General features: G+C 67.9%; 25 protein-coding genes. 17 read left to right on the top strand and 8 right to left on the bottom strand.

What is annotated here, in order from left to right; translation table 11 throughout:
* Window positions 1-35: 35 nt before the first annotated feature.
* Genes FPT20_RS02640 through FPT20_RS02630 form a run of 3 tightly spaced genes read left to right on the top strand, consistent with a single transcriptional unit; the run spans window position 36 to window position 2,580 of the window.
* Window positions 36-761 carry an SDR family oxidoreductase gene (locus FPT20_RS02640; RefSeq protein ID WP_158862296.1) on the top strand — a complete coding sequence of 242 codons (726 nt, stop codon included), beginning with the start codon at window positions 36-38 and terminating at the stop codon, window positions 759-761.
* Complete coding sequence (locus FPT20_RS02635) at window positions 758-1,657, top strand: alpha/beta hydrolase fold domain-containing protein (RefSeq protein ID WP_158862294.1); 900 nt, start codon at window positions 758-760, stop codon at window positions 1,655-1,657. The genes FPT20_RS02640 and FPT20_RS02635 overlap by 4 nt, the downstream gene beginning before the upstream one ends.
* A complete protein-coding gene (locus FPT20_RS02630; protein WP_199245649.1) occupies window positions 1,657-2,580 on the top strand; it encodes an SDR family NAD(P)-dependent oxidoreductase in 924 nt (307 codons plus the stop codon). The genes FPT20_RS02635 and FPT20_RS02630 overlap by 1 nt, the downstream gene beginning before the upstream one ends.
* Here FPT20_RS02630 and FPT20_RS02625 read toward each other — a convergent pair whose 3' ends face one another.
* Complete coding sequence (locus FPT20_RS02625) at window positions 2,581-3,525, bottom strand: helix-turn-helix transcriptional regulator (protein ID WP_158862292.1); 945 nt, start codon at window positions 3,523-3,525, stop codon at window positions 2,581-2,583.
* Window positions 3,526-3,667: 142 nt separating this feature from the next.
* On the opposite strand from FPT20_RS02625, the gene FPT20_RS02620 reads away from it, so the two are divergent.
* Window positions 3,668-4,621, top strand: a complete 954-nt coding sequence (locus FPT20_RS02620; protein ID WP_158862290.1) for an aldo/keto reductase — start codon at window positions 3,668-3,670, stop codon at window positions 4,619-4,621.
* A 53-nt stretch (window positions 4,622-4,674) separates the two neighbouring features.
* On the opposite strand, the gene FPT20_RS02615 is transcribed toward FPT20_RS02620, so the two are convergent.
* On the bottom strand, window positions 4,675-5,853 hold the full coding sequence (locus tag FPT20_RS02615) for an epoxide hydrolase family protein (protein ID WP_199245647.1): 1,179 nt from the start codon (window positions 5,851-5,853) through the stop codon (window positions 4,675-4,677).
* A gap of 93 nt (window positions 5,854-5,946) precedes the next feature.
* Between FPT20_RS02615 and FPT20_RS02610 the strand changes: the two genes are divergently transcribed.
* The 6 genes from FPT20_RS02610 (at window position 5,947) to FPT20_RS02585 (ending at window position 10,516) form a co-directional block, all read left to right on the top strand.
* A complete protein-coding gene (locus FPT20_RS02610; RefSeq protein WP_233265363.1) occupies window positions 5,947-6,561 on the top strand; it encodes a TetR/AcrR family transcriptional regulator in 615 nt (204 codons plus the stop codon).
* 173 nt (window positions 6,562-6,734) lie between these two features.
* Window positions 6,735-7,310 (top strand): carboxymuconolactone decarboxylase family protein, encoded by a 576-nt coding sequence (locus tag FPT20_RS02605; RefSeq protein WP_158862288.1) that lies wholly within the window; start codon window positions 6,735-6,737, stop codon window positions 7,308-7,310.
* Entirely contained in the window at window positions 7,307-7,903 is a 597-nt protein-coding gene (locus FPT20_RS02600; protein ID WP_158862286.1) for a carboxymuconolactone decarboxylase family protein, read from the top strand. Before FPT20_RS02605 ends, FPT20_RS02600 begins: the two co-directional genes overlap by 4 nt.
* Window positions 7,904-7,939: 36 nt before the next feature.
* A complete protein-coding gene (locus FPT20_RS02595) occupies window positions 7,940-8,941 on the top strand; it encodes a hypothetical protein (RefSeq protein WP_158862284.1) in 1,002 nt (333 codons plus the stop codon).
* Window positions 8,938-9,756 (top strand): alpha/beta fold hydrolase, encoded by an 819-nt coding sequence (locus tag FPT20_RS02590; protein ID WP_158862282.1) that lies wholly within the window; start codon window positions 8,938-8,940, stop codon window positions 9,754-9,756. Before FPT20_RS02595 ends, FPT20_RS02590 begins: the two co-directional genes overlap by 4 nt.
* A 127-nt stretch (window positions 9,757-9,883) precedes the next feature.
* Window positions 9,884-10,516, top strand: coding sequence for a TetR/AcrR family transcriptional regulator (locus FPT20_RS02585; protein WP_158862280.1), 633 nt, complete (start codon window positions 9,884-9,886; stop codon window positions 10,514-10,516).
* A gap of 25 nt (window positions 10,517-10,541) precedes the next feature.
* On the opposite strand, the gene FPT20_RS02580 is transcribed toward FPT20_RS02585, so the two are convergent.
* Complete coding sequence (locus FPT20_RS02580; protein ID WP_158862278.1) at window positions 10,542-11,390, bottom strand: oxidoreductase; 849 nt, start codon at window positions 11,388-11,390, stop codon at window positions 10,542-10,544.
* Window positions 11,391-11,404: 14 nt separating this feature from the next.
* Window positions 11,405-12,643: an MFS transporter gene (locus FPT20_RS02575; RefSeq protein WP_158862276.1), complete on the bottom strand. Its 1,239-nt coding sequence runs from the start codon at window positions 12,641-12,643 to the stop codon at window positions 11,405-11,407.
* A gap of 99 nt (window positions 12,644-12,742) precedes the next feature.
* On the opposite strand from FPT20_RS02575, the gene FPT20_RS02570 reads away from it, so the two are divergent.
* Entirely contained in the window at window positions 12,743-13,735 is a 993-nt protein-coding gene (locus FPT20_RS02570) for a GlxA family transcriptional regulator (protein ID WP_158862274.1), read from the top strand.
* On the opposite strand, the gene FPT20_RS02565 is transcribed toward FPT20_RS02570, so the two are convergent.
* Window positions 13,724-14,608: a helix-turn-helix domain-containing protein gene (locus FPT20_RS02565; RefSeq protein ID WP_158862272.1), complete on the bottom strand. Its 885-nt coding sequence runs from the start codon at window positions 14,606-14,608 to the stop codon at window positions 13,724-13,726. The two genes, FPT20_RS02570 and FPT20_RS02565, sit on opposite strands and share 12 nt — an antisense overlap.
* A gap of 125 nt (window positions 14,609-14,733) precedes the next feature.
* On the opposite strand from FPT20_RS02565, the gene FPT20_RS02560 reads away from it, so the two are divergent.
* Window positions 14,734-15,447 carry an SDR family NAD(P)-dependent oxidoreductase gene (locus tag FPT20_RS02560; protein ID WP_158862270.1) on the top strand — a complete coding sequence of 238 codons (714 nt, stop codon included), beginning with the start codon at window positions 14,734-14,736 and terminating at the stop codon, window positions 15,445-15,447.
* Between the two features lie 56 nt (window positions 15,448-15,503).
* Complete coding sequence (locus tag FPT20_RS02555; protein ID WP_158862269.1) at window positions 15,504-16,355, top strand: NAD(P)H-binding protein; 852 nt, start codon at window positions 15,504-15,506, stop codon at window positions 16,353-16,355.
* A 79-nt stretch (window positions 16,356-16,434) separates the two neighbouring features.
* On the opposite strand, the gene FPT20_RS02550 is transcribed toward FPT20_RS02555, so the two are convergent.
* A complete protein-coding gene (locus FPT20_RS02550; protein ID WP_158862267.1) occupies window positions 16,435-17,367 on the bottom strand; it encodes a LysR family transcriptional regulator in 933 nt (310 codons plus the stop codon).
* Between the two features lie 120 nt (window positions 17,368-17,487).
* On the opposite strand from FPT20_RS02550, the gene FPT20_RS02545 reads away from it, so the two are divergent.
* Window positions 17,488-18,564, top strand: a complete 1,077-nt coding sequence (locus tag FPT20_RS02545) for an alpha/beta hydrolase (RefSeq protein WP_158862265.1) — start codon at window positions 17,488-17,490, stop codon at window positions 18,562-18,564.
* On the opposite strand, the gene FPT20_RS02540 is transcribed toward FPT20_RS02545, so the two are convergent.
* A complete protein-coding gene (locus FPT20_RS02540; RefSeq protein ID WP_158862263.1) occupies window positions 18,554-18,922 on the bottom strand; it encodes a MerR family transcriptional regulator in 369 nt (122 codons plus the stop codon). The genes FPT20_RS02545 and FPT20_RS02540 overlap by 11 nt on opposite strands.
* 137 nt (window positions 18,923-19,059) lie before the next feature.
* Here FPT20_RS02540 and FPT20_RS02535 point away from each other — a divergent pair, with 137 nt between their 5' ends.
* From FPT20_RS02535 to FPT20_RS02525, 3 genes are all read left to right on the top strand, one after another.
* Window positions 19,060-19,920 (top strand): SDR family oxidoreductase, encoded by an 861-nt coding sequence (locus FPT20_RS02535; protein ID WP_158862262.1) that lies wholly within the window; start codon window positions 19,060-19,062, stop codon window positions 19,918-19,920.
* Window positions 19,921-20,094: 174 nt separating this feature from the next.
* The gene (locus tag FPT20_RS02530) at window positions 20,095-21,120 is read left to right on the top strand and encodes an SMP-30/gluconolactonase/LRE family protein (RefSeq protein ID WP_158862259.1); all 1,026 of its coding nucleotides are present in this window, start codon (window positions 20,095-20,097) and stop codon (window positions 21,118-21,120) included.
* 384 nt (window positions 21,121-21,504) lie between these two features.
* A complete protein-coding gene (locus FPT20_RS02525; protein ID WP_233265362.1) occupies window positions 21,505-22,149 on the top strand; it encodes a LysM peptidoglycan-binding domain-containing protein in 645 nt (214 codons plus the stop codon).
* A gap of 34 nt (window positions 22,150-22,183) precedes the next feature.
* Here FPT20_RS02525 and ppk2 read toward each other — a convergent pair whose 3' ends face one another.
* Window positions 22,184-23,092, bottom strand: a complete 909-nt coding sequence (gene ppk2, locus FPT20_RS02520) for a polyphosphate kinase 2 (protein WP_233265361.1) — start codon at window positions 23,090-23,092, stop codon at window positions 22,184-22,186.
* Window positions 23,093-23,124: the final 32 nt, after the last annotated feature.

Genomic DNA, 23,124 nt, shown 5'->3' with positions numbered 1-23,124 from the left:
GGACACAGTGTCCACATAAATCGGGAAAGGGCATCATGAACTCACGGGTTGCAGTGGTCACCGGCGCCTCGAGCGGCATCGGGCGGGCTACGGCATTGCGTCTCGCGGACGACGGCTTCGACATCGTCGCCCAATACAACGGCAATCAGTCGGCTGCGGACGCGGTCGTCGCCCAGGCGCAAGCCGCGGGGCGTCGCGCGGTCGCCGTTCGCGCCGATATCGGCGACGAGGGGGCGGTCGCGGACCTGTTCGCCGCCGCCGAAACCCTCGGAGGTGTCGACGTGGTCGTCAACGCCGCAGGGATCATGCCGTTGGCGCCGGTGGCCGACACCGACATGGACACGTTCGACCAGGTGACTCGCACGAACATCCGAGGATCGTTCCTCGTCGCCCGACAGGCGGCGCGAGCAGTGCGCGCGGGCGGCGCTGTGATCCTGTTCTCGACCTCGGTGACCCGCACCCAGTCGCCGACGTACGCCGCGTACGTCATGAGCAAGAGCGCCGTCGAGGGTCTGCCGCTGATCCTCGCCCGTGAACTCGCCGGACGGGACGTCACCGTCAACGTCGTCGCCCCCGGGCCGACCGACACTCCCCTCTTCCGCAACGGGAAGTCCCCGGAGGTCATCGATCGCATCGCCGGCCTCGTTCCCTCCCGACGTCTCGGCACCCCCGAGGACATCGCCGAGGTCGTCGCGGCGCTCGCCGGCCCCGCGCGCTGGATCAACGGACAGGTCCTCTACGTCAACGGCGGCCTGGCATGACGCGGGCGCAGGCCGAGCAGATCGAAGCACTGCTCCGGGACGGACCGCTCGACCTCGGGGGCCCGCTCGATGTCCAGCGACCGCTGCTCGATCAACTGATGACGTCGCATCCGCTTCCCGCCGGGGTCGTGCTCGAGGAGCGGACACGGGGCGGCGTCCCGACGATCGAGATCGCGGCTGAGCACGAGGAGGGAGGGGTCATCCTCTACTTCCATGGCGGCGCGTACGCGCTCGGCTCGGCCCGAGGCGGAGCCGGCCTGGCGGCCGAGCTCACCACGCGAACCGGATCACGCGCGGTCAGCGTGGAGTACCGCCTCGCCCCCGAGCACCCTCACCCTGCAGCGCTCGACGATGCCGTCGCCGCCTACCGCGGCCTGCTCGCCGCCGGGGTCCCCGCGGGCCGGATCATCGTCGCCGGGGAATCCGCAGGCGGGGGCCTGACGCTCGCGCTGCTGCTGGCGTTGAGGGATCATGGCGAAGCGCTCCCGGCCGCCGGCATCGTGCTCTCGCCCTGGGCCGACCTCGAGCTGCGCGGCTCCACGATCACCAGCAAGGCCGCGGTCGACGCTGCGCTCACCCGCGGCGCGCTGCAGACGCGCGCGCGCGACTACGCCGCCGGCTCGGAGCCGTCCCACCCGCTCTTGAGTCCGGTCAACGGCGACTTCACCGGGCTGCCCCCGTTGATGGTCCAGGTCGGAAGCCACGAGATCCTGCTCGATGACGCTCTCCGAGTGGCCGCGCGAGCGGCAGAGGCGGACGTAGCGGTCACCCTGCAGGTCACTCCGCACATGCCGCACGTGTTCCAAGGCTTCGCCTCCGATCTGACCGAGGGGGCGACCGCCCTCGACGCCGCTGCCGCTTTCATCGCCACCCACCTGAACCCTGAAGGAGTCTGATGTCCGTCATCCTCATCACCGGCGCTGCGACCGGGATCGGCCGGTACTGCGCACTGGCGCTCGCGGGCGCCGGGCACACCGTCTATGCGAGCATGCGCGACCCCCGGGGGCGCAACGCCGAACGGGCCGCCTCCCTCGAGGCCGCCGGCGGCGAGCGCCTCCACACGATCGAACTGGATGTCACGTCGCAGGACTCCGCCGATGCGGCGGTCGCCGCCATCATCGACGAGCAGGGCGGGCTGGACGTCGTGATCCACAACGCAGCGCACCTCCTCATCGGCTACACCGAGGCGTTCACGGCCGAGGACCTGGCCCATCTGTTCGACGTCAACACCTTCGGGGCTCAGCGGGTGAACCGCGCGGTGCTTCCACACATGCGTTCCCGCCGTTCGGGCACGCTCGTGTACATCGGAAGCACGACCACCGTGGTCGCGCCGCCCTTCCTCGGCCCCTACGTCGCCTCGAAATTCGCTTTCGACGCGCTCGCCCAGGTCACCGCATACGAGGCGAACCACTTCGGCATCGAGACCGTGATCGTGATGCCGGGGGCGTTCACCTCCGGGACCGAGCACTTCCCGAATGCGGGCCGGGCGTCCGACCGTGCGGTCGAGGCCGCATACGCGGAGCTGGACCCGATGGTGGCGCGGAACGAGGCGGCGACCGCGGCGCTGTTCGATCCCGGCGTCGAAGCGCATCCCTCCAGCGTGGGCGATGAAGTCGCCAGGATCCTCGCGCTCCCGGCGGGCGAGAAACCCTTCCGGACCGTGGTCGACTTCACCCAGTCCCACGTCGCGGACGTGCTTGCCGTCGTCGAAGGCGAGCGCCGTGACTTCGTCTCCCGCCTGGGCTTCGGGTCCTTGCTGGAACCGAATGCCGGCACCGGCGAAGAGTCGAGCGGACGAACGCGCGCCTCGACGAGCTGATCACGGGCTCGGCGCGACCGACCTGCTCGCCCTCGCCGGCGCGTCCGACGCCGCCGCGCGAGCGCTGCCTGCCGACTCGGAGGCCGCTGCGATGGCCAGGATCCTGAGCCGGTCTTCGGATGTCGTTCCGGGAGCTGCCGTATAGAGGACCAGTTCGTGGACACCGGTGCCCGGCCGGGGAAGCGCGAGAGACTGAAAGGACAGCTCCAGGGTTCCGACATCGGGATGGTCCAGCTGCTTCAGCCCGTCATGACGGAGCAGTACATCGTGTGCAGCCCAGGAGGTCCGGAACTGCGCGCTTCGGGTGGACAGCTCCCCGATCAGCTCTCGCAGCTTCCGGTCATCCGGTTGACACGCCGCCTCGGCGCGAAGCATGGCGGCGGTGGCGGCACCCGCGGCGCGCCAATCACTGTAGAAGCGCCTCGAATCGGGATCGAGGAAGACGAAGCGGGCGATGTTGGGGTGTCCTCGCGTGTCGACCGTATCGCTCGCGTACAGCGGTCCGAACAGTGCCCGGGCCATCGCATTCGCCGCGAGGATGTCGGTGCGGCCGTTGCGGACGAACGCGGCCGACATGGTGATGGAATCGAGCATCCACTGGACCGGGGCCGCCACATCTCGGTCGGGGCCGCGCGCGGGCTTGCGGTTGCCGCGCCGTGCGGACATTGCGAGCTCGAACAGATAGCCGCGTTCGTCTTCACTGAGACGCAGCGCATGGGAGACAGCCTCGAGGACCTCGTCGGAGACACCGCCGATGTGCCCTTTCTCCAAGCGCGTGTACCATTCCGTGCTCACTCCCGCGAGGACTGCGACCTCCTCACGGCGGAGGCCGGGCACCCGACGGCGCGCGCTGGTCGGCAACCCTGCCTGCTCAGGAGTGATCCGAGCTCGGCGGGTCACAAGGAAGTCCCGGATTTCGCCGCGGTCATCCGGCTGCTGATCCATGCCTCCGAGACTACGCAGCTTCGGTCAGCAGAAGGGGGTCGAGCTTGTGCCCCCCATGAACCCGACCTGCTCTCCTCGCCGGGAACACGATCTTCTGGTGTCGGGACGATCGCAACGATCCCCTGAACACTGGAGGCTTTTCATGATCGAGACCGAACTCTCCGCGCCGGCAGCCGCGCTGGGCACCTGGGCGTGGGGCGACATCGGCGAACCGGGCGATGGCTACTTCGGCAGCGGATTGGGCCTGTCGGATCTGCACGAGATCGTCGACAGAGCCCACTCGAACGGATTCACCCTGTGGGACACCGCCGCGGTATACGGGATGGGGCGCGCCGAATCCGCGCTCGGCCACGTGCTGTCGGACTACGAGCGAAGCGACTATCAACTCTCTGCCAAGTTCACTCCGCAGCTCGCGGGTGACGGCGAGAACCCCGTCGCCGACATGCTGGAGCAGAGCCTTCAGCGTCTCCGCACGGAGTACGTGGATATCCTCTGGATCCACAATCCGGCCGACGTGGAACGATGGACCCCGCTTCTCGTCCCCCTCCTCAGGTCGGGCGCGGTTCGACACGTGGGGGTCTCCAACCACGATCTCGACCAGATCGCTCGCGCCGACGGCATCCTTCAGGCCGCGGGCTTCCGGGTCGAGGCCGTCCAGAACCACTACAGCCTCCTTTACCGGAAGTCGGAGAACGCGGGAATCCTGCGATACTGCCGCGATCGCGACATGCGGTTCTTCTCCTACATGGTGCTCGAGCAAGGCGCGCTGAGCGGCAGATACAGTCCTGCGAACCCCATGCCGGAGGGCACGAACAGAGCAGCTTCCTACAACGAGGTGCTCCCGCGATTGCGAACCCTGACGGACCGCATGGCCGCGATCGGCGCGCGCCGGACGGCTTCGCCCGCCGAGGTCGCTCTCGCCTGGGCGATCTCCAAGGGCACCACTCCCATCGTCGGCGTCACGCGTCCGGACTACCTCGACGCCCTCGTCAGGGCGCGGGCGATCGAGCTCACGCACGAGGAAATCGTCGAATTGGAGGCCGTGGCGGACGCCACGGGGGTCGACACCCGCGGCTGGTGGGAGCAGGAGATGTAGGTCGGTCCATGCCGGGCCCCGGCTCTCACAGCGTGAGCCGGGGCCCGACGATGTCAGCTCCGCAGCTCGCCCCGCAGCGTCCGGAGACCGACGCGGAGTTCGTCGACGAGGATCCCCGGCTGCTCGAGCGCGGCGAAGTGTCCGCCATGGGCGGCTTCGCCGTAATGGATGAGGTTGCTGTAGGCCGCCTCGATCCAGGTCCTCGGAAGCCGCGGAATGTCACGAGGGAACACCGTCACGGCGACCGGGAGCTCGAGCTTCGGACCCGCCATCGAGGCCGTCCTGTTCTCCCAGTAGATTCGCGCCGATGATGCGGCGGTGTTGGTGAACCAGTAGAGCGAGATGGTGTCCAGCATGGTGTCTACGCTCAGAGCGTCCTCGGCGGAACCGGCATTGTCCGTCTTCGATTGGTACTTCTCGTAGATCCAGGCCGCTTGGCCGGCGGGTGAGTCGGCCAGGGCGAACCCCACCGTCTCCGGTCTCGTCCCCTGCAGATGGTTCGATCCCCCCAGCGGCCCGGTGTACTGAGCCAGCCCTTCCACCGCATGCCGCTCCTCGGGAGACAGCTCCTCAGGGACCGACGGGGGAAACGCGTACGGCGTGTTCAGGTGGATGCCCACCAGACCTTCCGGCCGCAGAACGCCCAGAGCCGTGGTGATCACCCCACCCCAATCCCCACCGTGCGCCGCCCAGCGCTCGTACCCCAGGCGCCGCATGAGTTCGGTCCACGCCGCGGCGATGCGCGCCGCATCCCAACCGGACTCCGTCGGTTTGGCGGAGAAGCCGAAGCCGGGTATGGACGGGATGACCACGTCGAAGGAATCCCCTGCGTCACCGCCGAAGGCGACGGGATCCGTGAGCGGCCCGATGAGGCCCAGGAAATCGGCGAACGAACTGGGCCATCCGTGCGTCATGAGCAGCGGCATCGCCGACTCGTTCGGCGACGTCACGTGGATGAAGTGGATGTCCATTCCGTCGATCGTCGTCACGAACTGAGGGAGGGCGTTCAGTTCCGATTCGAAGCGACGCCAGTCGTATCCGCTCTCCCAATAGGCGATGAGCTCCTTGGCCGCGCTCACCCGAACGCCCTGCGACCAATCGGGGACGGTCTCCGGGTCGGGCCAGCGCGTCCGCGCGAGCCGGTGCCGCAGATCGTCGAGCTCTGCGTCACCGACCGACACCCGGAACGGGCGGATGGAACGATCCTCGGCTACGGGATCCGGTGTCATCATTCACGTGCTCCTCAGTCTCATCGCAGCGGATCCTGCCACTGCACACGAGTGTGCAGCGTACGCCATTGCACACGCATGTGCAATCATGGTCTCGTGCCCGACAAGACTCGCGACGACAGCGGAATGACCGACACCGAGCAACGAATACTCGACGTGGCGATCGAGGTCCTCGGTGCAGATCTGGACGCAGGGATGGGAGACATCGCCTCCGCCGCAGGCGTCGTGCGGCGGACCGTCTACAGCTACTTCCCTTCTCGTTCAGACCTGGTTCGAGCACTCACCGAACGTGCGGTGAGGGAGATGTCGGCGATCCTCGGCGAGACGACCTCCGAACAGAAGAGCGCCGATGTCGCGTGGTCCGAGTTCGTGACGCGCCTCTGGCCGCTGACTCACCGCTACCGCGTGCTCGTCTCACTGCGCAGGGGGGAATTCGGGGACAGCATCCACTCGCTCCTCGTCCCGATCGAGAAGCCGATGGCGGAACTCGTAGCGCGCGGCCAGGCCCACGGAGCCTTCGGCAGACACCTCCCGCCCGATGTGCTCAGCCAGGTGGCCTGGTCATCCGTCTTCACGCTGGCCGACCACGAAGGTGCGGGGAGCCGCGTCGGAGCCCGGGCCGCTGCCGCGACGAGCCTGCTGCTGCTCGGCGTGCCTCACGAGCGCGTGCAGGAGCTGACGGAAAGGACGCCCGACAGCGCTGCATCGTGAACGAGCAGCGGAGGGCGCAATCGGGCGCCAGCCGGATCACCGGCTAGCCCTCGCGCGGCGGACCCGTCGACGCACGCCGCGACAGCATCGGAGTCGGGGTTGCGCACATGCCAGGCGAGAGTGACAATCTTAAGCGAACGGACGCTCGCTTTTTTATCTGAGGAGATGATCTGATGCGACTCCCTTTGCTTCGACCAGACGAACTGTCCCCGACTCAACGCACCCTGTACTCGGCCTTCGAACGGGGGACCCAGGCCGATGAGTACCAGGGGTTCACCGTCCGCAACAGCGAGGGCGCCTTCGTCGGGCCGTGGGGCGTGATGCTGCACTTCCCCGACCTCGCCGCGCCCCTCGGGCGGTTCATCGATCTGTGCCAGAACCTCCCAGGACTCACCGAGCGGGCCCGCCAGGTCGTCATCATGACGATCGCCGGCGAGCTTCGTTCCGCGTACGAGCTGTACGCGCACGCCGTCTTGGCCGCCGAGGCAGGGCTGAGGCCGGACCAGATCGCGGCCCTCAGCGCGGGGCGGCGGCCCGTCGACCTGAACCCCGACGAGGTCATGGCCGCTGACGTCGCCACTGCCCTCATGCACGGCGGCCCGGTACCCGGGCCGCTCTACGACGCGGCGATCGAATCCCTCGGACAGCAAGGGTTCGACACCGTCGTCTTCATCACCATTCACTACCTGGCGCTGGGAGTCATCCTCAACGCCTACGACGTCCCTGCGGAAGGTCACGGAACGAGATGAACGTCAACGACATCAAGCACGCGCTGGAGAACCCGGACGACTTCGGCACCTTCGGACGATACGTCGAGACCCCCGTCGACACGATGCCACCGGACATGCGCGACGCTTTCGACTTCACCAAGTCCCTGCGCGGCCTCGTCCCGGGCCCGCACAAGATCTGGGCGGCAAACCCGTCGCTGCTTCGGGCACTCGCACCCGTCGGAGCGTACTTCCAGACGGCCTCGACCCTGTCGAAGGGCGAGATCGAGATCGCCACGTGCGTCATCTGCGGCCACTGGGCCAGCGTCTACAGCAGCCACGAACACGAGAAGATCGCCGAACTCCTCGGCGGGGTGGAACCGGCACGGGTCAGCGCCCTCCTCGCGGGATTGCCGACGACGTTCGACGATCCGAGGGAGCAGATCGTCTACGAACTGTCCGTCACCCTCGCCGCCTCACGACGGGTGCCGCTGGACCTCTTCCGGCGCGCACAAGACCTCCTCGGCGATGCGGGCATCGCCGACGTCGCCGCCCTCCTGGGCTGGTTCACGGCCGTATCACTCACCCTTACCGCCTTCGACGTCCCGGCCAACGCTGTCGGGCTCGATCAGTAGAAGCCCATCCGGAAAGTAATCACAAAGGAGCTGAGAATGACCATCGCCCCGCTGCCCGAAGTCGCTGTGACTCCCGTGGCCGAGTTTCCCCAGAAGTACTTCCTCGAGAATCTGACCGTCCGCCGAGACAATTCGGTGCTGATCACCGCGGTGCTCCAGAAAGAGCTCTGGTACGTGCCGGGCCCGGCCCACGAGCTGACGGAGCCCGTGCTCGTGCACAGGTTCGACCACCCCGTCACGGGCATTGTGGAAGTCGAGCCGGACCTCTTCGTGATCAGCCTCACCGAGGGCTACACCACCCACGAATCCCACCTCGTCCGACTCGATCTGAGTGGCTGGACTCCGGGCACCCCGGTCAGCCCCGAGATCATCTACACGTTCGACTACCGGGTGCGGGCACTGAACGGCAGCTGCCTGCTCGGCCCGGGAGTCATGGCGATCGCTGACTGTTTCGCCGGGCTGATCTGGCGCATCGACCTCGGCGCCGGCGCGTACACCGCGACCGCCTCCGTCTGGGCCGAGCACGACACGATGGGTGACGACCCCGACAGCGGGCTGCCCTGGCCGCCGCAGCCGGGCGTCAACGGCCTCCAGTACGGCGCCCGGACCGGGTACCTGTACTACACGTCGACGGCCCAGAAGACGTTCATGCGCATCCCGGTCGACCGCCGCACGCTCGACGCGGCGGGGGCACCGGAGTTCGTCGCCGCGATCACGGACGGGGACGACTTCTGCATCGACGAAACGAGCGGGTTCGCGTACGTCACGCGGCATCGCGCCAACACTCTCGACCGCGTCCCGCTCCTCCCCCGCCACGGCAGCGAAGTGCGTCACCTCCTCGGTGACCCCTTCGACGCATCGGTCGTGGGGCCGTCGAGCGCTCGCTGGGGTCGTGAGTCCGACGACCCGGGCCGCGTCATGTACGTCACCACCGATGGAGGTACCACCGCGCCTCCGGACGGAGTGACCCGGAACGCCGCGCTGCTGCGTGTCGAGCTCTCGGCAGGGACGAGCGGCGAAGAGGGGAAGGCGCGGTGAACCAGCACGTCGAGACAGTCGGCGGGAACGGCGTCTCGATCGAGACCTACATCGACGGGGACGGCGCTTCCGACATCGTCGTGTTGCCCTCATACGGCCGCGGAGTCGAAGACTTCGATGACTTCGCTTCAGCACTGGCAGAGGCCGGGCACAGAGTCCTCCGCCCGCAGCCGCGCGGCATCGGCGCATCCACAGGACCGATGACCGGAGTCACGATCGACCAGCTCGGCGACGATGTCGCACGGGTGATCGACCAGCTCGGGCGTGGGCCGGCGGTCGTCCTGGGTCACGCCTACGGAAGCTTCGTTGCCCGCGCAGCGGCCACGAACACGCCGGACAAGGTGCGAGCCGTCATTCTCGCGGCCGCATCGACCCAGGCTCCTCCGCGTCAGATCAACGAAGCGCCTTTCCGAGCCGGCGACCCGGATCTTCCCGAGGCCGATCGGCTTGCGGCGCTCGAACTGGCGTTCTTCGCGCCCGGTCACGACGCCCGAGGCTGGCTGAGCGGCTGGTACCCGCGAACCCTCGCCATGCAGCGCTCGGCCGTCGCCGGGATCGACGCCTCCCGCTATTGGAGCGCCGGGTCGGCGCCGATCCTGGAGATCCTCGCCGAGCTCGACCCGTTCCACCCGAAGGACCAGTGGAACGATCTGCGCGAGCAGCTTGGAGCGCGGGTCACCAGCGTGGTGGTTCCCGACGCGAGCCACGCGCTGTTCCCCGAACAAGGTGCCGCGGTCGCACGCATCGTCGATGAGTACATGGCAGGCATCCGAAGCGGGCAGGTAGCTCCCACCACGGAGGCTCAAGTGCGTTAGGACGACCGACGCGGCAGCACCCGAATCGGCGGTGTGGAGACGACAGAGTCGTCACCACACCGCCGATCGCCATCACGCGCAACCCCGTCAGATCACATTCGCTAGGCTGAACACGAAGGGACCGAACATGCCCCGAAGAAGCGAGCAGTACAAGGACCGTCAGCGTGACGAGATCCTCGATGCGGCCCGTCGCTGCTTCCTGCGGAACGGTTTTCACCGCACCTCCACCCGCGACGTGATCGCCGAGACCGGCCGATCCGCCGGCGCCGTCTATCGCTATTTCCCCAGCAAGGACGACATGATCCTGGCGATCGCGACCCAGAATCTGCAAGACGTCGCGCGCCTCCTCAAAGCGGCAACGGAGGCGGGGGGCCCGGGCGCAGAGCCGGGCGCGATCATGGCGGCGTTCCTCGACCAGATCGCCAGGCAACACAGCGACGACCACCTGGCAGAGGTTGCGGTGATGGTCTGGTCCGAAGCCCTGCGCAACCCCGAACTCGGGAGGCGGCTCCGCGAAGCAAACGACTTCATGCTCCGAGAGCTCGCCGCCTCGGTGCGTCAGCGTCGGACGTCTGACGCGCTGGACGTTCTCTCACCCGAGCAGACTGCCCAAGTCCTGCTCGCAACGCTTCCGGGTTACCTGCTCACCTTGGCGCTGCTGGATCCGTCCGCTCCGAGCTACTTCCCCGACGTCGTCAGGCACCTTTGGCCGGACGCTCCGCTCGATGAGCGCCCGAGCCAAAGCCGGCCGGCCAACTGACGACCAGGGCGAAGGGCGAGTCTCGTCAGAGCTGCGCCCCCTCGGCGAAGTCCGTGGTGCGCGAGAGGTGCTCCCACGTCTTGATGTCGCTATCCACCGCCGATCGCGCTGCCGACACGAGTCGCAGCGCGTCTGAACCGAGGACGAGATGCGCGGGCGGATGTTCGACCGAGGCGATCCGGACCACGGCTTCTCCCGCTTTGACAGGGTTGCCCAGCTGGTTGCCGCTCGCCTTGAGACGCGCCGCGCGAATGGGGGCGAACAGCTCGTCGTAGTCGTCGATCGTGCGCTCGACACGCGTCATCGACCGGCCGGCCCAGTCCGTCCGGAAGGATCCCGGCTCGATCGCGGTGACGTGCAGGCCGAACTGCGCGACCTCTTTGCCCAGAGCCTCCAGAACTCCTTCCAGCGCGAATTTGCTGCCGCAGTATGCCGACATGCCCGGAACGGCCATGAGCCCACCCATCGAGGTGACCGCCATGAGGTGCCCGCTCCGCCGCCGGCGCATGGAAGGCAGAACCGCCTGCAGCGTGGACATCGCCCCGAAGACGTTGACCTCGAACTGGCGGCGCACCTCGGTCAGCGGAGTCTCTTCGAAAGTCCCTTCCAAGCCGTAACCGGCGTTGGCCACCACCACATCCAGAGGGCCGACGTTGCGCTCGATCTCCTCCACCAGCTGCGAGGTCGCCTCCTCGTCCCGGACGTCCAGGATGCGCGCGTGAGCCCGTCGGTCGTCGAGCCGTTCGAAGCTGAGACGATCCGCATCCGAGCGGACCGTGCCGACAACAGTGTGACCAGCCGCAAGCGCCGCGCTCGCGATAGCGCGGCCGAGCCCCGTGCTCACCCCGGTGATCAACCAATTCTTCTTGTTCATTCGTGTCCCTTGTGTCAGGTCGATTCGATGCCGCGATGCGCCCGGCTCGCTTGGGCGTCCGCCCGTGTCCGGCTCGACTTCATCGGATTCAGAACGAGGGCCAGCAGGATGACCACGATGATCGCCGCCGCGTAGACCGCGGCCGCACGAGCGAGCCCGATCGTGTCGCTGAGGAGCCCCGCCGCGATCGCCGAGCAGCCGTAGGGCAGATAGCCGACGAGATAGAACACCGCGAAGAACGCCCCGCGGTCGTTGACGTCGACGCGGGGCACCATGTCGACGAGAACGGCTGTGAGCACGGCGCCGAACCCCAGGCCTGTGATGAATGCGCCGACGATCTCGAGCACCGCGACTCCGGTGACGAACGCGCAGCCCTCAGCGGCGACACCGACCAGGACGGCGCTCGAACCCAGCGCCAGCAACGGCCGCGGGCGCAGTCGGGGAGCAAGGAGCAGAGAGCACACGGTCGCCGTCAGCGGCTGCGTTGCGACCACCACGGCGGCGAGGAAGCCATCCCCGAGATGCAGAGCCGCTCGGGAGAGCGATGCCCCCAGGCCGAGGATCAACCCCGCCGACATCCAGATGCCGACGACCGCCGGCGCGAGCCGCGCCATCCTCTTGGCGACGTGGCGTTCGAGGGTGAGCCGAGGCAGCAGGGAGGCGGCGATCCCGCCGCGAGGTGCCACCGATTCCGGTGCAATCAAGAGAAGGGCCGCCGCGACGAGCACTGCCACGAGGCTGGTCCCGAAGATCAGGGCCTCAGGATGCGCGGCGAACTGCGATACAGCTCCGGCCACGACGACCCCGACACCCAGACCGCCGGCTGTGGACACGGCAACCAGGGTCTCCGCTTGCTTTCGTCGGCGCGGGGAGGCCAGCTCGGTGATCCAAGCGCTGAATGCAACCGTGGCGAGACCCGTCGCGACTCCCTGAACGCCCCTGGCCAGGATCAGGACGGTCACGTCCCCGGCGCAGAGGAACAGCACCATCGACAACGCCGTGAGCAAGAGGGAGCCGACAGCTACCGGTCGCCGCCCGATGTGATCAGAGAGCGAACCACAGAACAACAGTGCGACGACGAGCGCGAGCGCGTAGATCGCGAAGGCGACGGTGAGGGCCGCGTCGGGGAAGTGCCACTGCCGCTGGTACGCCGCGAGCAGAACGCTCGGGGCACCCGAGGCGGCCATCACCACCAGGAAGGCGACGGTCGAGACGACATAGGCGACCGCGCGGTTACGGGAAGGGTGTTTCATGAGCATCCGATTCGAATGGGGGGATCGTGCTCACCAGCGTCTCCGCTGCGAGCCGATCCAGCCAGTGTCGTAAATGACAAGATGTGCGAGGATTACGTCATGCTTGACCGACAGGTTCCGCATCGTGTCTGCGTCCTGGTCTTGGAGGGAGTCCTTCCTCTCGACCTGGGGATCCCGTTGCAGGTGTTCGCCGAACGACCGGAATACCCGTACCGGTTGAGCGTGTGCGGCCCACGCCCGGGCGTCATCCCCGCAGAATCCGGGATCGGCATAGCGGTGGCCGCTGGACTCGAGGCTCTCGACGATGCAGACACGGTCATCGTTCCCGGTTACAAACCACCCACCGCGCCGCTGGCGCCCGTGGTCGCAGCAGCACTGAGCCGAGCCCACGATCGCGGCGCCCGGATCGTCGGAATCTGCTACGGCGCGTTCGCGCTGGCCGGGGCCGGACTACTCGACGGTCGCAGAGCCACCACGCACTGGGATGCGGCCGGGGTCCTCGCCCGCGTGCACCCTCGCGTCGAGGTCGATGAGGGCGTCCTCTACGTCGACCAAGGACAGGTCCTCACCTCTGCGGGAGTGGCAGCCGGACTCGACCTGTGTCTCTACATGGTGCGCAAGGACTTGGGCGCGAAAGCCGCGAACGACATCGCGCGACGCCTGGTCACAGCACCGCGCCGACCCGGGGGTCAGTCCCAGTACGTGCCGACGGCCAGCCCCGTCGAGATCGCCGATGCCTCGCTGGACCCCGTCAAGGCGTGGGCACGCGAGCACCTCGCCGAACGGCTCACGCTGCCTCAGCTGGCCGCGCGCGCGAATCTGTCGACCCGAACATTCGAGCGGCGCTTCATCAAGGAAACCGGGACGACTCCGCACCGTTGGCTTCAGCGGGTGAGACTCGACGAAGCCCGGGCGCTCCTGGAGGATAGCGAGCTCTCGGTCGACCAGATCGCGGACCGGGTCGGCCTCGGATCCGGATCGAACCTCCGGCTGCAGTTCCGCAGCTCGTTCGGCACCACCCCCACCGCGTATCGCCGAACGTTCACGACCGCTCTGCGAGCGGCCGAACCCGGCATGACGTCACTCGCCTGATCCGACCTCGCTAGGAGCGTAGGACTCGTCCGGTCGAGGCGTGCTGATGCGCTCGGTGCCGATGACGCTGAGCAGCTGGAGCTTTTCGGCCGACTCGCTCCCGGGTTCGGCCGTGAAGATGATGAGCCGGAGCTCGGCGCCCTGAACGGTGACGATGTCGCAGTCGAGTTCGATGGGACCCAGTTCGGGGTGGTCGATGGTCTTGCGCTGGTTCCCATGCTCGCCGAAGGCGGAGCTGCCCCAGAGCCGCGCGAACTCATCGCTGCGCTGACCCAGGGCGCTCACCAGTGAGGCGAGCTCGCTGTCGTTCGGATAGCGGGTGTGGACCCGGCGCAGGTCGGCGACGATGGATGCCCGATATTCCTCCGGACGCGGGTGGCGGACCCGTCCGGGATCGCCGAGGAACACGCGCCAGACCAGGTTGTCCTCTCGATCTCCGCGACCTCGCGGATCGCCGGTCAGGGCGGTCCACAGCGCGTTCTGATCCAGGCGGCTCCACGCGGCATCGAACACGGCCACCGGTGTGTCCGGAAGCCGGTCGAGGAGCCGTCGGACGCTCGGTGTGATCCGCCGTGGCATGAGCGCGCGCAGGTCGCTGGCGTGCCCGGCCAGCCGGAGCGCGGTCGCGGTCTCGGCTTCCGAGAGCCGGAGTGCCCGGGCCAAGGCGTACACGACGCCGGCCGTCGGGTGGGCGCGCCCCTGCTCGAGCCGTTTGACGTAATCGGGCGACACCCCCGCGAGCCTGGCGACCTCTTCTCGCCGCAGGCCGGGCGTTCGGCTGGAGGCGAACCCGAAGGGCGAGCCGACGTCCGCCGGCTGCAACCGGCCGCGCCAGGTGCGCAGCAAGGGGCCGAGTTCGAGGAGCGTTTCCATGCTCTCCAGTCTGCTCGTCCCCCGTCCGATCAGGGTGGCACAGGCTGGGCCACGCTGCGTCGCCCGGCGATCAGCAGAGTTGTTCTCGGCCGGGGAACGAGTCCCGGACCGAAAGGAGGAGATGCATGACATCACCGAATGAGCAAGCTCCGGTGGCGCTCGTCACCGGGGCGAACCAGGGCATAGGGCTCGAGACCGCCCGACGCCTCGCCGAGGCGGGCTGCACCGTGTACGTCGGCGCCCGCAACCCCGACCGCGGCACGGCTGCGGCAGCGCAGATCGGCGCGAGGTTCGTCGCTCTGGACGTCACCTCGGACGAGTCGGTAGCGGCAGCCGCTGCCCAGGTCGAGGCTGAAGCCGGGCGCCTGGACATCCTCGTCAACAACGCCGGCATCACCGGTCCGCAGGTCGATGTCCACGACCTCACCGCCGCCGGCATGGAGGAGGTGCTGGCGACCAACGTCGTCGGCTACGTGCGCGTCATCCACGCGTTCCTGCCCCTGCTGGAACGCGCCGCTGAGCCGAGCATCGTGAACGTGACCAGCGGCCTGGGGTCGCTGGCCCGCTTCCACGATCCCTCGACCATCGAGTCGCGGGCCGGGAGCCCGTTGTACGCGGCCTCGAAGGCGGCGATCAACATGCTCACCGTCCGCTATGCCCGGCGTCTCCCGGGCATCCGGATCAATGCCGCCGACCCCGGGCTGACGGCCACCGCCTTGTCCGGCGGTATGGGGCACTCGGTCACCGACGGCACGGACGCCATCATCCGCTTCGCCCTCGGTGAGGACCGGCACCTGACCGGCCACTACCGGGACCGCGAAGGCGATGTCCCGTGGTGACCCCGCCCATCCACCCATCCATTCCCCAGCACTCACCATCCTCGACAAGGAGCATCATGAAATTCCTCATCACCGGAGCCACCGGAAACGTCGGCGGCGAACTCGTCACGGAGCTGCTCGACGCGGGCCACCAGGTGCGCGCCTACGTCCGCAACCCCGAGAAAGCGCGCCAGCTGCTTCCCGAGGCGGCCGAGCTCGCGATCGGCGACCTCGACGACACCGCGGCCCTCACCTCCGCGGTCGACGGCGTCGACGGGATCTTCTTCATGCAGACCCACCCGGTCCCCGCCCAGGCGCAGTACATCGTCGACGCCGCGAAGGCCGCGGGCGTCAGCCGGGTCGTGGTGCTCTCCTCGATCGGGACCGCGATCCACCCGATGCCGATCATCGGCGCGGCCATCAGCGCCCGGGACGACGTGCTGCGTGCCTCGGACCTGGACATCACCTACCTGAAGCCGAACACGCTCGCCTCCAATGCGCTGTGGTGGAAGGGCACGATCACCGCGGAAGGGAAGGTCTACGACCCCACCGAGCCCGGCCTCACCTCGCCGATCGACCCTTACGACCTGGCCCGCGTCGCCGCGGCCGTGCTCACCCAGCCCGGCCATGAAGGAAACAGCTACATCCTCAACGGTCCCGCGGCGCTCAGCGCCCGGGAGCAGGTCGAGACCCTTGCCGATGTCCTCGGCCGTGAGATCGAGTTCGTGCCGGTGACCCCGGAGCAGTACTTCGAGGTCAACATCTCCCGGGGGACCCCCGAACCGCAGGCGCTTGCCCTCAAGGATCTGCAGGAGTTGTTCCGTGTCGGCCGATCCGGCGTCGTCACCGAGGACGTCCAGAACCTCACCGGTGTCGCCCCCCGCACGTTCCGTCAGTGGGCCGAGCAGCACCGCGCCGACTTCGACTGACACCTCGACGAGTGCCGCTCACGAGCCCCGGCCCCTGTAGGCCGGGGCTCTCGCGGCCTTCGGGGCCGAGCCTCCATTTTCAGGAACGCTCGTCCCGTCGTGACTGAAGTTCGGCCCTGAACGTGTGCACCACGCTGCGGACCGTCCGATCCTCGGACGCCGCCCTCCACAGGGCCACCAGGTGAACTCCGGCGAGGATCCCGGACGGGAGCGGCACGGCCACGGTCCCGGGCATCGGATTGCGAGCGACTCCCCCGGCAGCAACCGTCCAGCCGGCACCGAGTGCCACGTCCTGGAGCGCATCCGTCAGGCTCCTGTTCACCCGGACCGGCGCGCCGGCCTCGTACCCCGCGTCGGTCAGGGCGGACAGTATCTGCTCGTAGGCGCCGGCATTGTCCTTGGGATCAGGCAGGATCAGCGGAGTCCCGCTGAGCAGAGCCGGCGCAAGAGAATCCTCGCCGCTCAACGGGTGATCCGCGGGAAGGATGGCGTACAGCCGGCGCTCCTCACGGATCACCTGGTAGGCGAAGAAGTCGTCGGCATCCAGGTCCTCCGGCATCATGAGGGAGAAACCCAGGTCGATCTCGCGCGTCCGGAGAGCTTGGGCGTGACCCAACCGGGGCAGATGGGCGAGTTCGAGGACCACCGGCGGATGCTCGGTGGCTAGCTTCCGTTGAGTCGACGCCAGCGCTGCGCTGAACGGATGGTATTCGAGCGTGCCGACCCGTACCCGACTCGTCGACGAACGAACCACCTCGGCGGCACGTGCCGCCAGAGCGTCAGCGGCCGCGACCAGCTCGACGGCCTCCGGCAGGAGCGCGGAGCCGAGCTCCGTGAGCTGAACGCCGGAAGCACCGCGCTGGAACAGCGCACCCCCGATGTCCCGCTCCAGTCGACGCAGCGAACGACTCAGCGCCGGCTGATCGATTCTCATCGTCGACGCAGCCTTGCTGATGCTGCCCTGCTCAGCGACCGCGACGAACGTTCGCCACTGTGAGAGGTCGGCGGTCATGGCGAGGGAGCTTAGCGGAAACACATGTCACCGCGACATGGGGGCCAGGAGGATCCGGCTCTACCGGTCGGCGTGCGATGAGCCGAAAACTGGGGTCGAGATTCGACGAGAGGAGACCCCATGACCTACACCTTCGCTGTGGACCCGCAGAACCTCTTCGAGGAGCGCACCCGGCAGTTCGCCAACCTCGGCTTGAACGCTGCAGACATCGCCGCCGTGCGATCGCGTGTCACCGACATGTGGTCGGATCAGCCCGGCGGGTGGGTGTACGAGTGGAGCCGCCTAGCCGAGCGATACAGCGAACGGGGCGATCATCTCGCGGCCTCCCTCGCGTATGGTTGCGCCAAGTTCCCGTCCCTGGCCACCGATTCCCGGCGCACCGCCATCGCCGACCAAGTGCGGGAGTACGAGGCCGCATCACCCGACTTTCCCGTTGTCTTCGAGCGGCACGTTCTCCGACTCGACAGTTCCGGAATCGCGATCGACGTGCCGGTTCACGTTCTCACCCCGCCGGACGCCACGGATCAGACCCCGGTCCTCATCGCCAGCGGCGGAATCGACACGTGGAAGTTGGACCTGCATCAGATGCTGATCGCCTTGAGCCAGGCATCGAACGCCCGGATCGTCGCGTTCGATCACCCCGGCGTCGGCGAACTCACCGACACGCCGCTGACGCCTACCTCGTACAAGATCGTCGACCAGATCGTGGGCTACGCGCGAACGCTCACCCGCGGTCGCGTGGGACACTTCGGTCTGAGCTTCGGCGGATACTTCTCGGCCTCCAGCGGGCTCCGCGGAGTCGTCGATGCAGCGATCGTGCTCGGCGGCCCCGTCACCCTCCGGTCGTTCGGAGAGCAGAACCTGGCGGGCCTGCTGTTCGGGATGGAAGGCATCCTGGGCAACGCGCTCGGATTCGATCACGCCCCGTCCACCGCTGAATTGACCCGAGCGGCCTCCGGACTCGCGCTGGATGACCTGCTCATCGAGCAGAACCAGAGCCGGATGCTCGTGGTGAACGGCGATGCCGATGTCCACGTGCCCCCGTCCGACGCGCACATCTTCGAGGGGCGCGACCGCACGACGGTCTCATTGATCCGCGGGGCCGGTCACTGCGCCATCGACAAGATGGACGAACTCATGCCCATCCTCACGACCTGGACTCGGCACGCGCTGGCGGGAGCGCCGTTCACCCCGTGAGCGAAGCCGGCTGCAGCCGGCGAGCGCGGTCCATGGCTTCATCCAACGCGTCGCGGGTGGCGATGAGGTCAGCGATTCGCTCTGACAGGCGCACCCGCTCGTGGGCCATACGCTCGAGCGCGGCCGCGGAGTTGTCGCTGCTCGGAGCATCGACACACGGAAGCAGCTGGAGGATCGTGGCGCTCGACAGGCCGGCCGCGAGAAGTCGCTGGACGAATTCGACCCGCTCCACCGCCTCTTCGCAGTAGAGGCGCTGACCGCTGGGGCTCCGTTCGCTCACGAGCAGTCCCTGCTGTTCGTAGTACCGCAGTGAGCGCACGCTCGCGCCCGTGCGGCGCGCGAGATCTCCGATCCGCATCCGCCGACTCCCTTCTCTGCCACGACGACTTGACCCTGACATTGGTGTCAGGTTCTAGCGTAATTGCCGTGGCGCACTCCCGCGGCGCATCTTCCCGAGACGAAGGCACAGAGCCCTACGAAAGGAACAGCACGAACATGACGATCATGGTCACAGGCGCAAGCGGACAGCTCGGACGCCGGGTGGTCGAGAACCTGCTCGCCCAAGGCGTCTCAGCGGGTGAGATCATTGCGACCGGTCGCGATGTCGGGAGGCTGCACCAGCTCGCGGAGCGCGGAGTCCTCACGCGAGCTGTGGATTTCAGCGACCCGGCCGGGCTGCAGAGCGCACTGACGGACGTCGACCGGCTCCTCCTGGTCTCCACGACCACGGTCGGAGAACGATTCGACAACCATCGTCGGGTGATCGACGCCGCGCGGGCATGCAACGTCCGCCGAATCGTCTACACGAGCACACTCAACGCGGGTTCCGCGCGGATGCGGCTCGCGGATGAGCACTGGAAGACGGAGCAGTACCTGCGAGCGAGCGGCACGCCCTTCACGATCCTCCGCAACGGTTGGTATCTGGAGAACTACACCAGCCAGCTTGAGTCCATCCTCCGAAGCGGAGTCATCGTCGGGGCCGCGGGCACAGGAACGGTGGCAGGCGCCTCGCGCGACGACCTCGCCGCCGCCGCGGCCGCCGTACTGACCGGAGACGGGCACGACGGCGAGACCTACGAACTCGGTGGCCACGGATTCACGCTCCACGCCTTGGCGGACATCATCGCCGCCGAGACCGGCCTTCCGATCGAGTATCACGATCTCCCCGTCGCCGCTTTCGCCAGGACCCTCGCAGAAGCGGGCCTCCCCGCCGAACTCGCCGAGGTCCTCGCCGACGCGGACGCGGGGCTCTCCCGAGGCGAGCTCGCCACCGAAAGCCGCGATCTGGAGCGCCTCCTCGGCCGGACCCCCGTGACCGCCCGGGCAGCCGTCCGAGACGCACTTCGCGCCGCTTGAGGATGGGTTCGAACAGGAGGCATCGCATGCGCCGGTGCGCGTCCTGCTGATCTGGGCGAGCGCCGTAGTTCGGGCCGGACCGGAGGCGCTTTCTGTTGAACCGAATCCTCGGTCCAGTCTCATCGAAACTGCGCGGCAGCCAACCGACCGGCCGCGCGAGAAAGGAGAAGTACTGTGTCAATTGTCAATACCGAAGGTGTCGGTGTCGGCCGCGCCATCGCGGGCATCCGATCCGGTGCCTCATGGCGCGCTATCGGCTCTTCCGTCGCCGCGGCGGTTGTCGCCGTCGGCTTGATCGCGGCCGCGCCGGCGACCACCGCATCGGCAGAATCCCGTAACGAGGCCGCTCAGGCGGTGACGATCGATGGCGCGAACGCCTTCCCGGAGAGCGTCGCCTCCGATGGCCGCTTCGTTTACACCACGAGCATCGCCGACGGCACCGTCTACCGGGGCCGCCTCGGCGCGCCGACCCTCGAACCCTTCCTTCGCGGGGGCGAGGACGGCCGCACGCAGGCGACCGGGGTCAAGATCGCCGGCGACCGCCTCCTGGTGGCCGGCGGGTTCACCGGTCGCTTCTTCATCTACACGAGCACCGGGAAGCTCGTAGGCTCCTACTCCGTCCCGGACACCGGCGAGAAGACTCTCGTGAACGACGAAGCCATCGCCCCCGATGGGGACGTGTACATCACTGATTCCTTCCGGGCGGTCGTCTACCGCATTCCCGCAGCCCAGGTTCAGGCGCTCCCCGGGGACACGCACCGGACCCTCCAGGTCGCCTACCGGCTGCCGGACTACATCTCGGGCCAGTCCAACGGCAATGGCATCGTCATGGGTCCGGACGGCCGTTCCCTGATCATCGGCTACTGGTACTCGGGCGCCCTGTACCGGCTCGACCTGGCCACCGGTGGAATTCGGAAGATCTCCGCCCCTGCGCTGCCGAGCGCCGATGGCATCGTCCGGCAGGGGAACACGCTGTACATCGCCCGCTCGGTCGACAACGAGATCACAACCGTGCGGCTCTCCGCCGATGACACGGGCACCGTCGTCTCGGAGCGGACGTTCACCGGAGCTGACACGACCACCGGCGTGGCCATCGCACACGACCGGCTGCTCGTCACCAACTCCCAGATGGACACTTACCTCTTCGGCACCCCGTTGACGAGCCGGGTGTTCTCCCTGGAGGAGCTCCCGCTGCACTGAGTCATGACCGCCGGCGGGCAGGGCTCGAGGGCCCGGGCCCGTCGGCGGTCGGCATGTCGGTGGAGGCGTGTCGAAGCCCCATGACGGCCGGCACATCCCACTCTGTCCCCCGCCGCATATAGGGTGCTTCACGGGGGTAGACGAGTGATTCGAAAGACACGTCGATTCGCGGGGGCCATCGGCGCCGTGATGATCGCAGCCATGGTCCTGTCGGGATGCGCTCTGCTGGGTCAGGCGCAGGCATCGGGCCCGTCAGCGACGCATACGCATGCGCGCAAGACACCGAAGGCCTCGCCGACGGCCACGGCCGCCCGCGAGAGCACCGTGAGCTCAGCGAGCCCGACGCCGACCGCGCCGCCTCCCCCGCCGCCGACCCTCACGCCGGTGCCCACGGGAACCGTCGTGGCCGAGGGCGACGTCGCTTCACCGAAGGGCAGCATCCACTTCCACTACCGGATCGTCTCGGACGGCGACAACACCTATTCGGCCCAGTACTCCAGGTTTACCTCGACGGTGCCCATCCCGGTCTCGGTGACCCTGCTCGAGATCCCTCCGCGCGTCGGCGACGGTCTCACCTTCCACGGCGTCGGCGATCATCTGCTTGGCGGCCCGACGAGCGGGGCCGCGTCGTCCGTCGGCCCCATCGAGGAGGGGCAACCCTCCTATCTGAAGGCGCTGGTGACCTACTCATCCGCCTCCGCATCCGACGATGTGCCGCAGGAGCTCGGGCCCGACAAGGTCCTCGCGGTGAACACCGTGCGGTGGTCCGTCCCGGTCCGGCAGTCGAACGTCCACACGGTCGACGGCGGGGCGCGGCCGAACGCCATGGGCACCGTGAGCGCGACGACCGCCGCCGGCGCCCCCAAGCACTACGACGTGGCGCAGGGGGACACGACCGATGCGGTGGCGGCGAGGTTCGGCATCACCGTCCAAGACCTCGTCTGGCTCAACTCGGATCTCGGCACCATCACCGGTGCTCAGACCTTGTACGCCTCCACCCGGCTCAACCTCGACCCGGACAGCCTCTGAGGAACGGCAGAGGGCGGGGCCGGCACCGACGTCCCTACTCCTCCAGGCCCTCCTGCTTCCCACGCATCACGAGCAGCGGGTCGGGGCGCGTCACGACCGACGAGTCCTTGCCCTCGTAGTCGAACTGGTTCAAGAAGAACCGCATGGCGTTGACCCGGGCACGCTTCTTGTCGTTGGAGCGGACGATGGTCCAAGGGGCGTGCCGCTTGTCCGTGCGGCGGAGCATCTTCTCCTTGGCGGCCGTGTACTCGTCCCACTTGTCGAGGGAGGCCAGGTCCATCGGCGAGAGCTTCCAGCGCCGGACCGGGTCGAGCTGACGGATCGCGAACCGCGTGCGCTGCTCGGTGCGCGAAACCGAGAACCAGAACTTGGTCAGGTGGATGCCCGAGTCGACGAGCATCTTCTCGAAGGCGGGCGCCTGGGACATGAACTGCTCGTACTCGTCGTCGCTGCAGAACCCCATCACGCGCTCGACGCCCGCCCGGTTGTACCAGGAACGGTCGAACATCACGATCTCGCCGGCGGTCGGGAGGTGCTGGATGTAGCGCTGGAAGTACCACTGACCCCGTTCGCGGTCACTCGGCTTCGAGAGCGCGACGACCCGGGAGGTGCGCGGGTTGAGGTGCTCCGTGAACCGCTTGATCGTCCCTCCCTTGCCGGCCGCGTCGCGTCCCTCGAAGACGATGATCGCCTGGCGGTCGTTGTCCTCCAGCCAGTACTGGAACTTGAGCAGCTCCACTTGGAGGCGGTACTTCTCGACCTCGTACTCCTCGCGGCTCATCAGCTCGTCGTACGGGTAACCCTCCTGCCACGTGTAGACCGGGTTGCCTTCCGGGTCGATGAGGTCCGGGTCGGGGGTGTGCCCGTTCTGCACGGAGTAACCGCGCTCGCGCAGGTACTCGATGTACTCGCGGAGGTCGCTGACGGGCACGTCCTCGGTCACGATGTCTCCTTGCTCCGCAGGGGCGGGAATGC

The sequence above is a fragment of the Leifsonia sp. AG29 genome, from assembly GCF_009765225.1.
Classification (GTDB): Bacteria; Actinomycetota; Actinomycetes; order Actinomycetales; family Microbacteriaceae; genus Leifsonia.
Note: the sequence above shows the minus strand (reverse complement) of the source record. Positions and strands in the feature narration are given on the sequence as shown.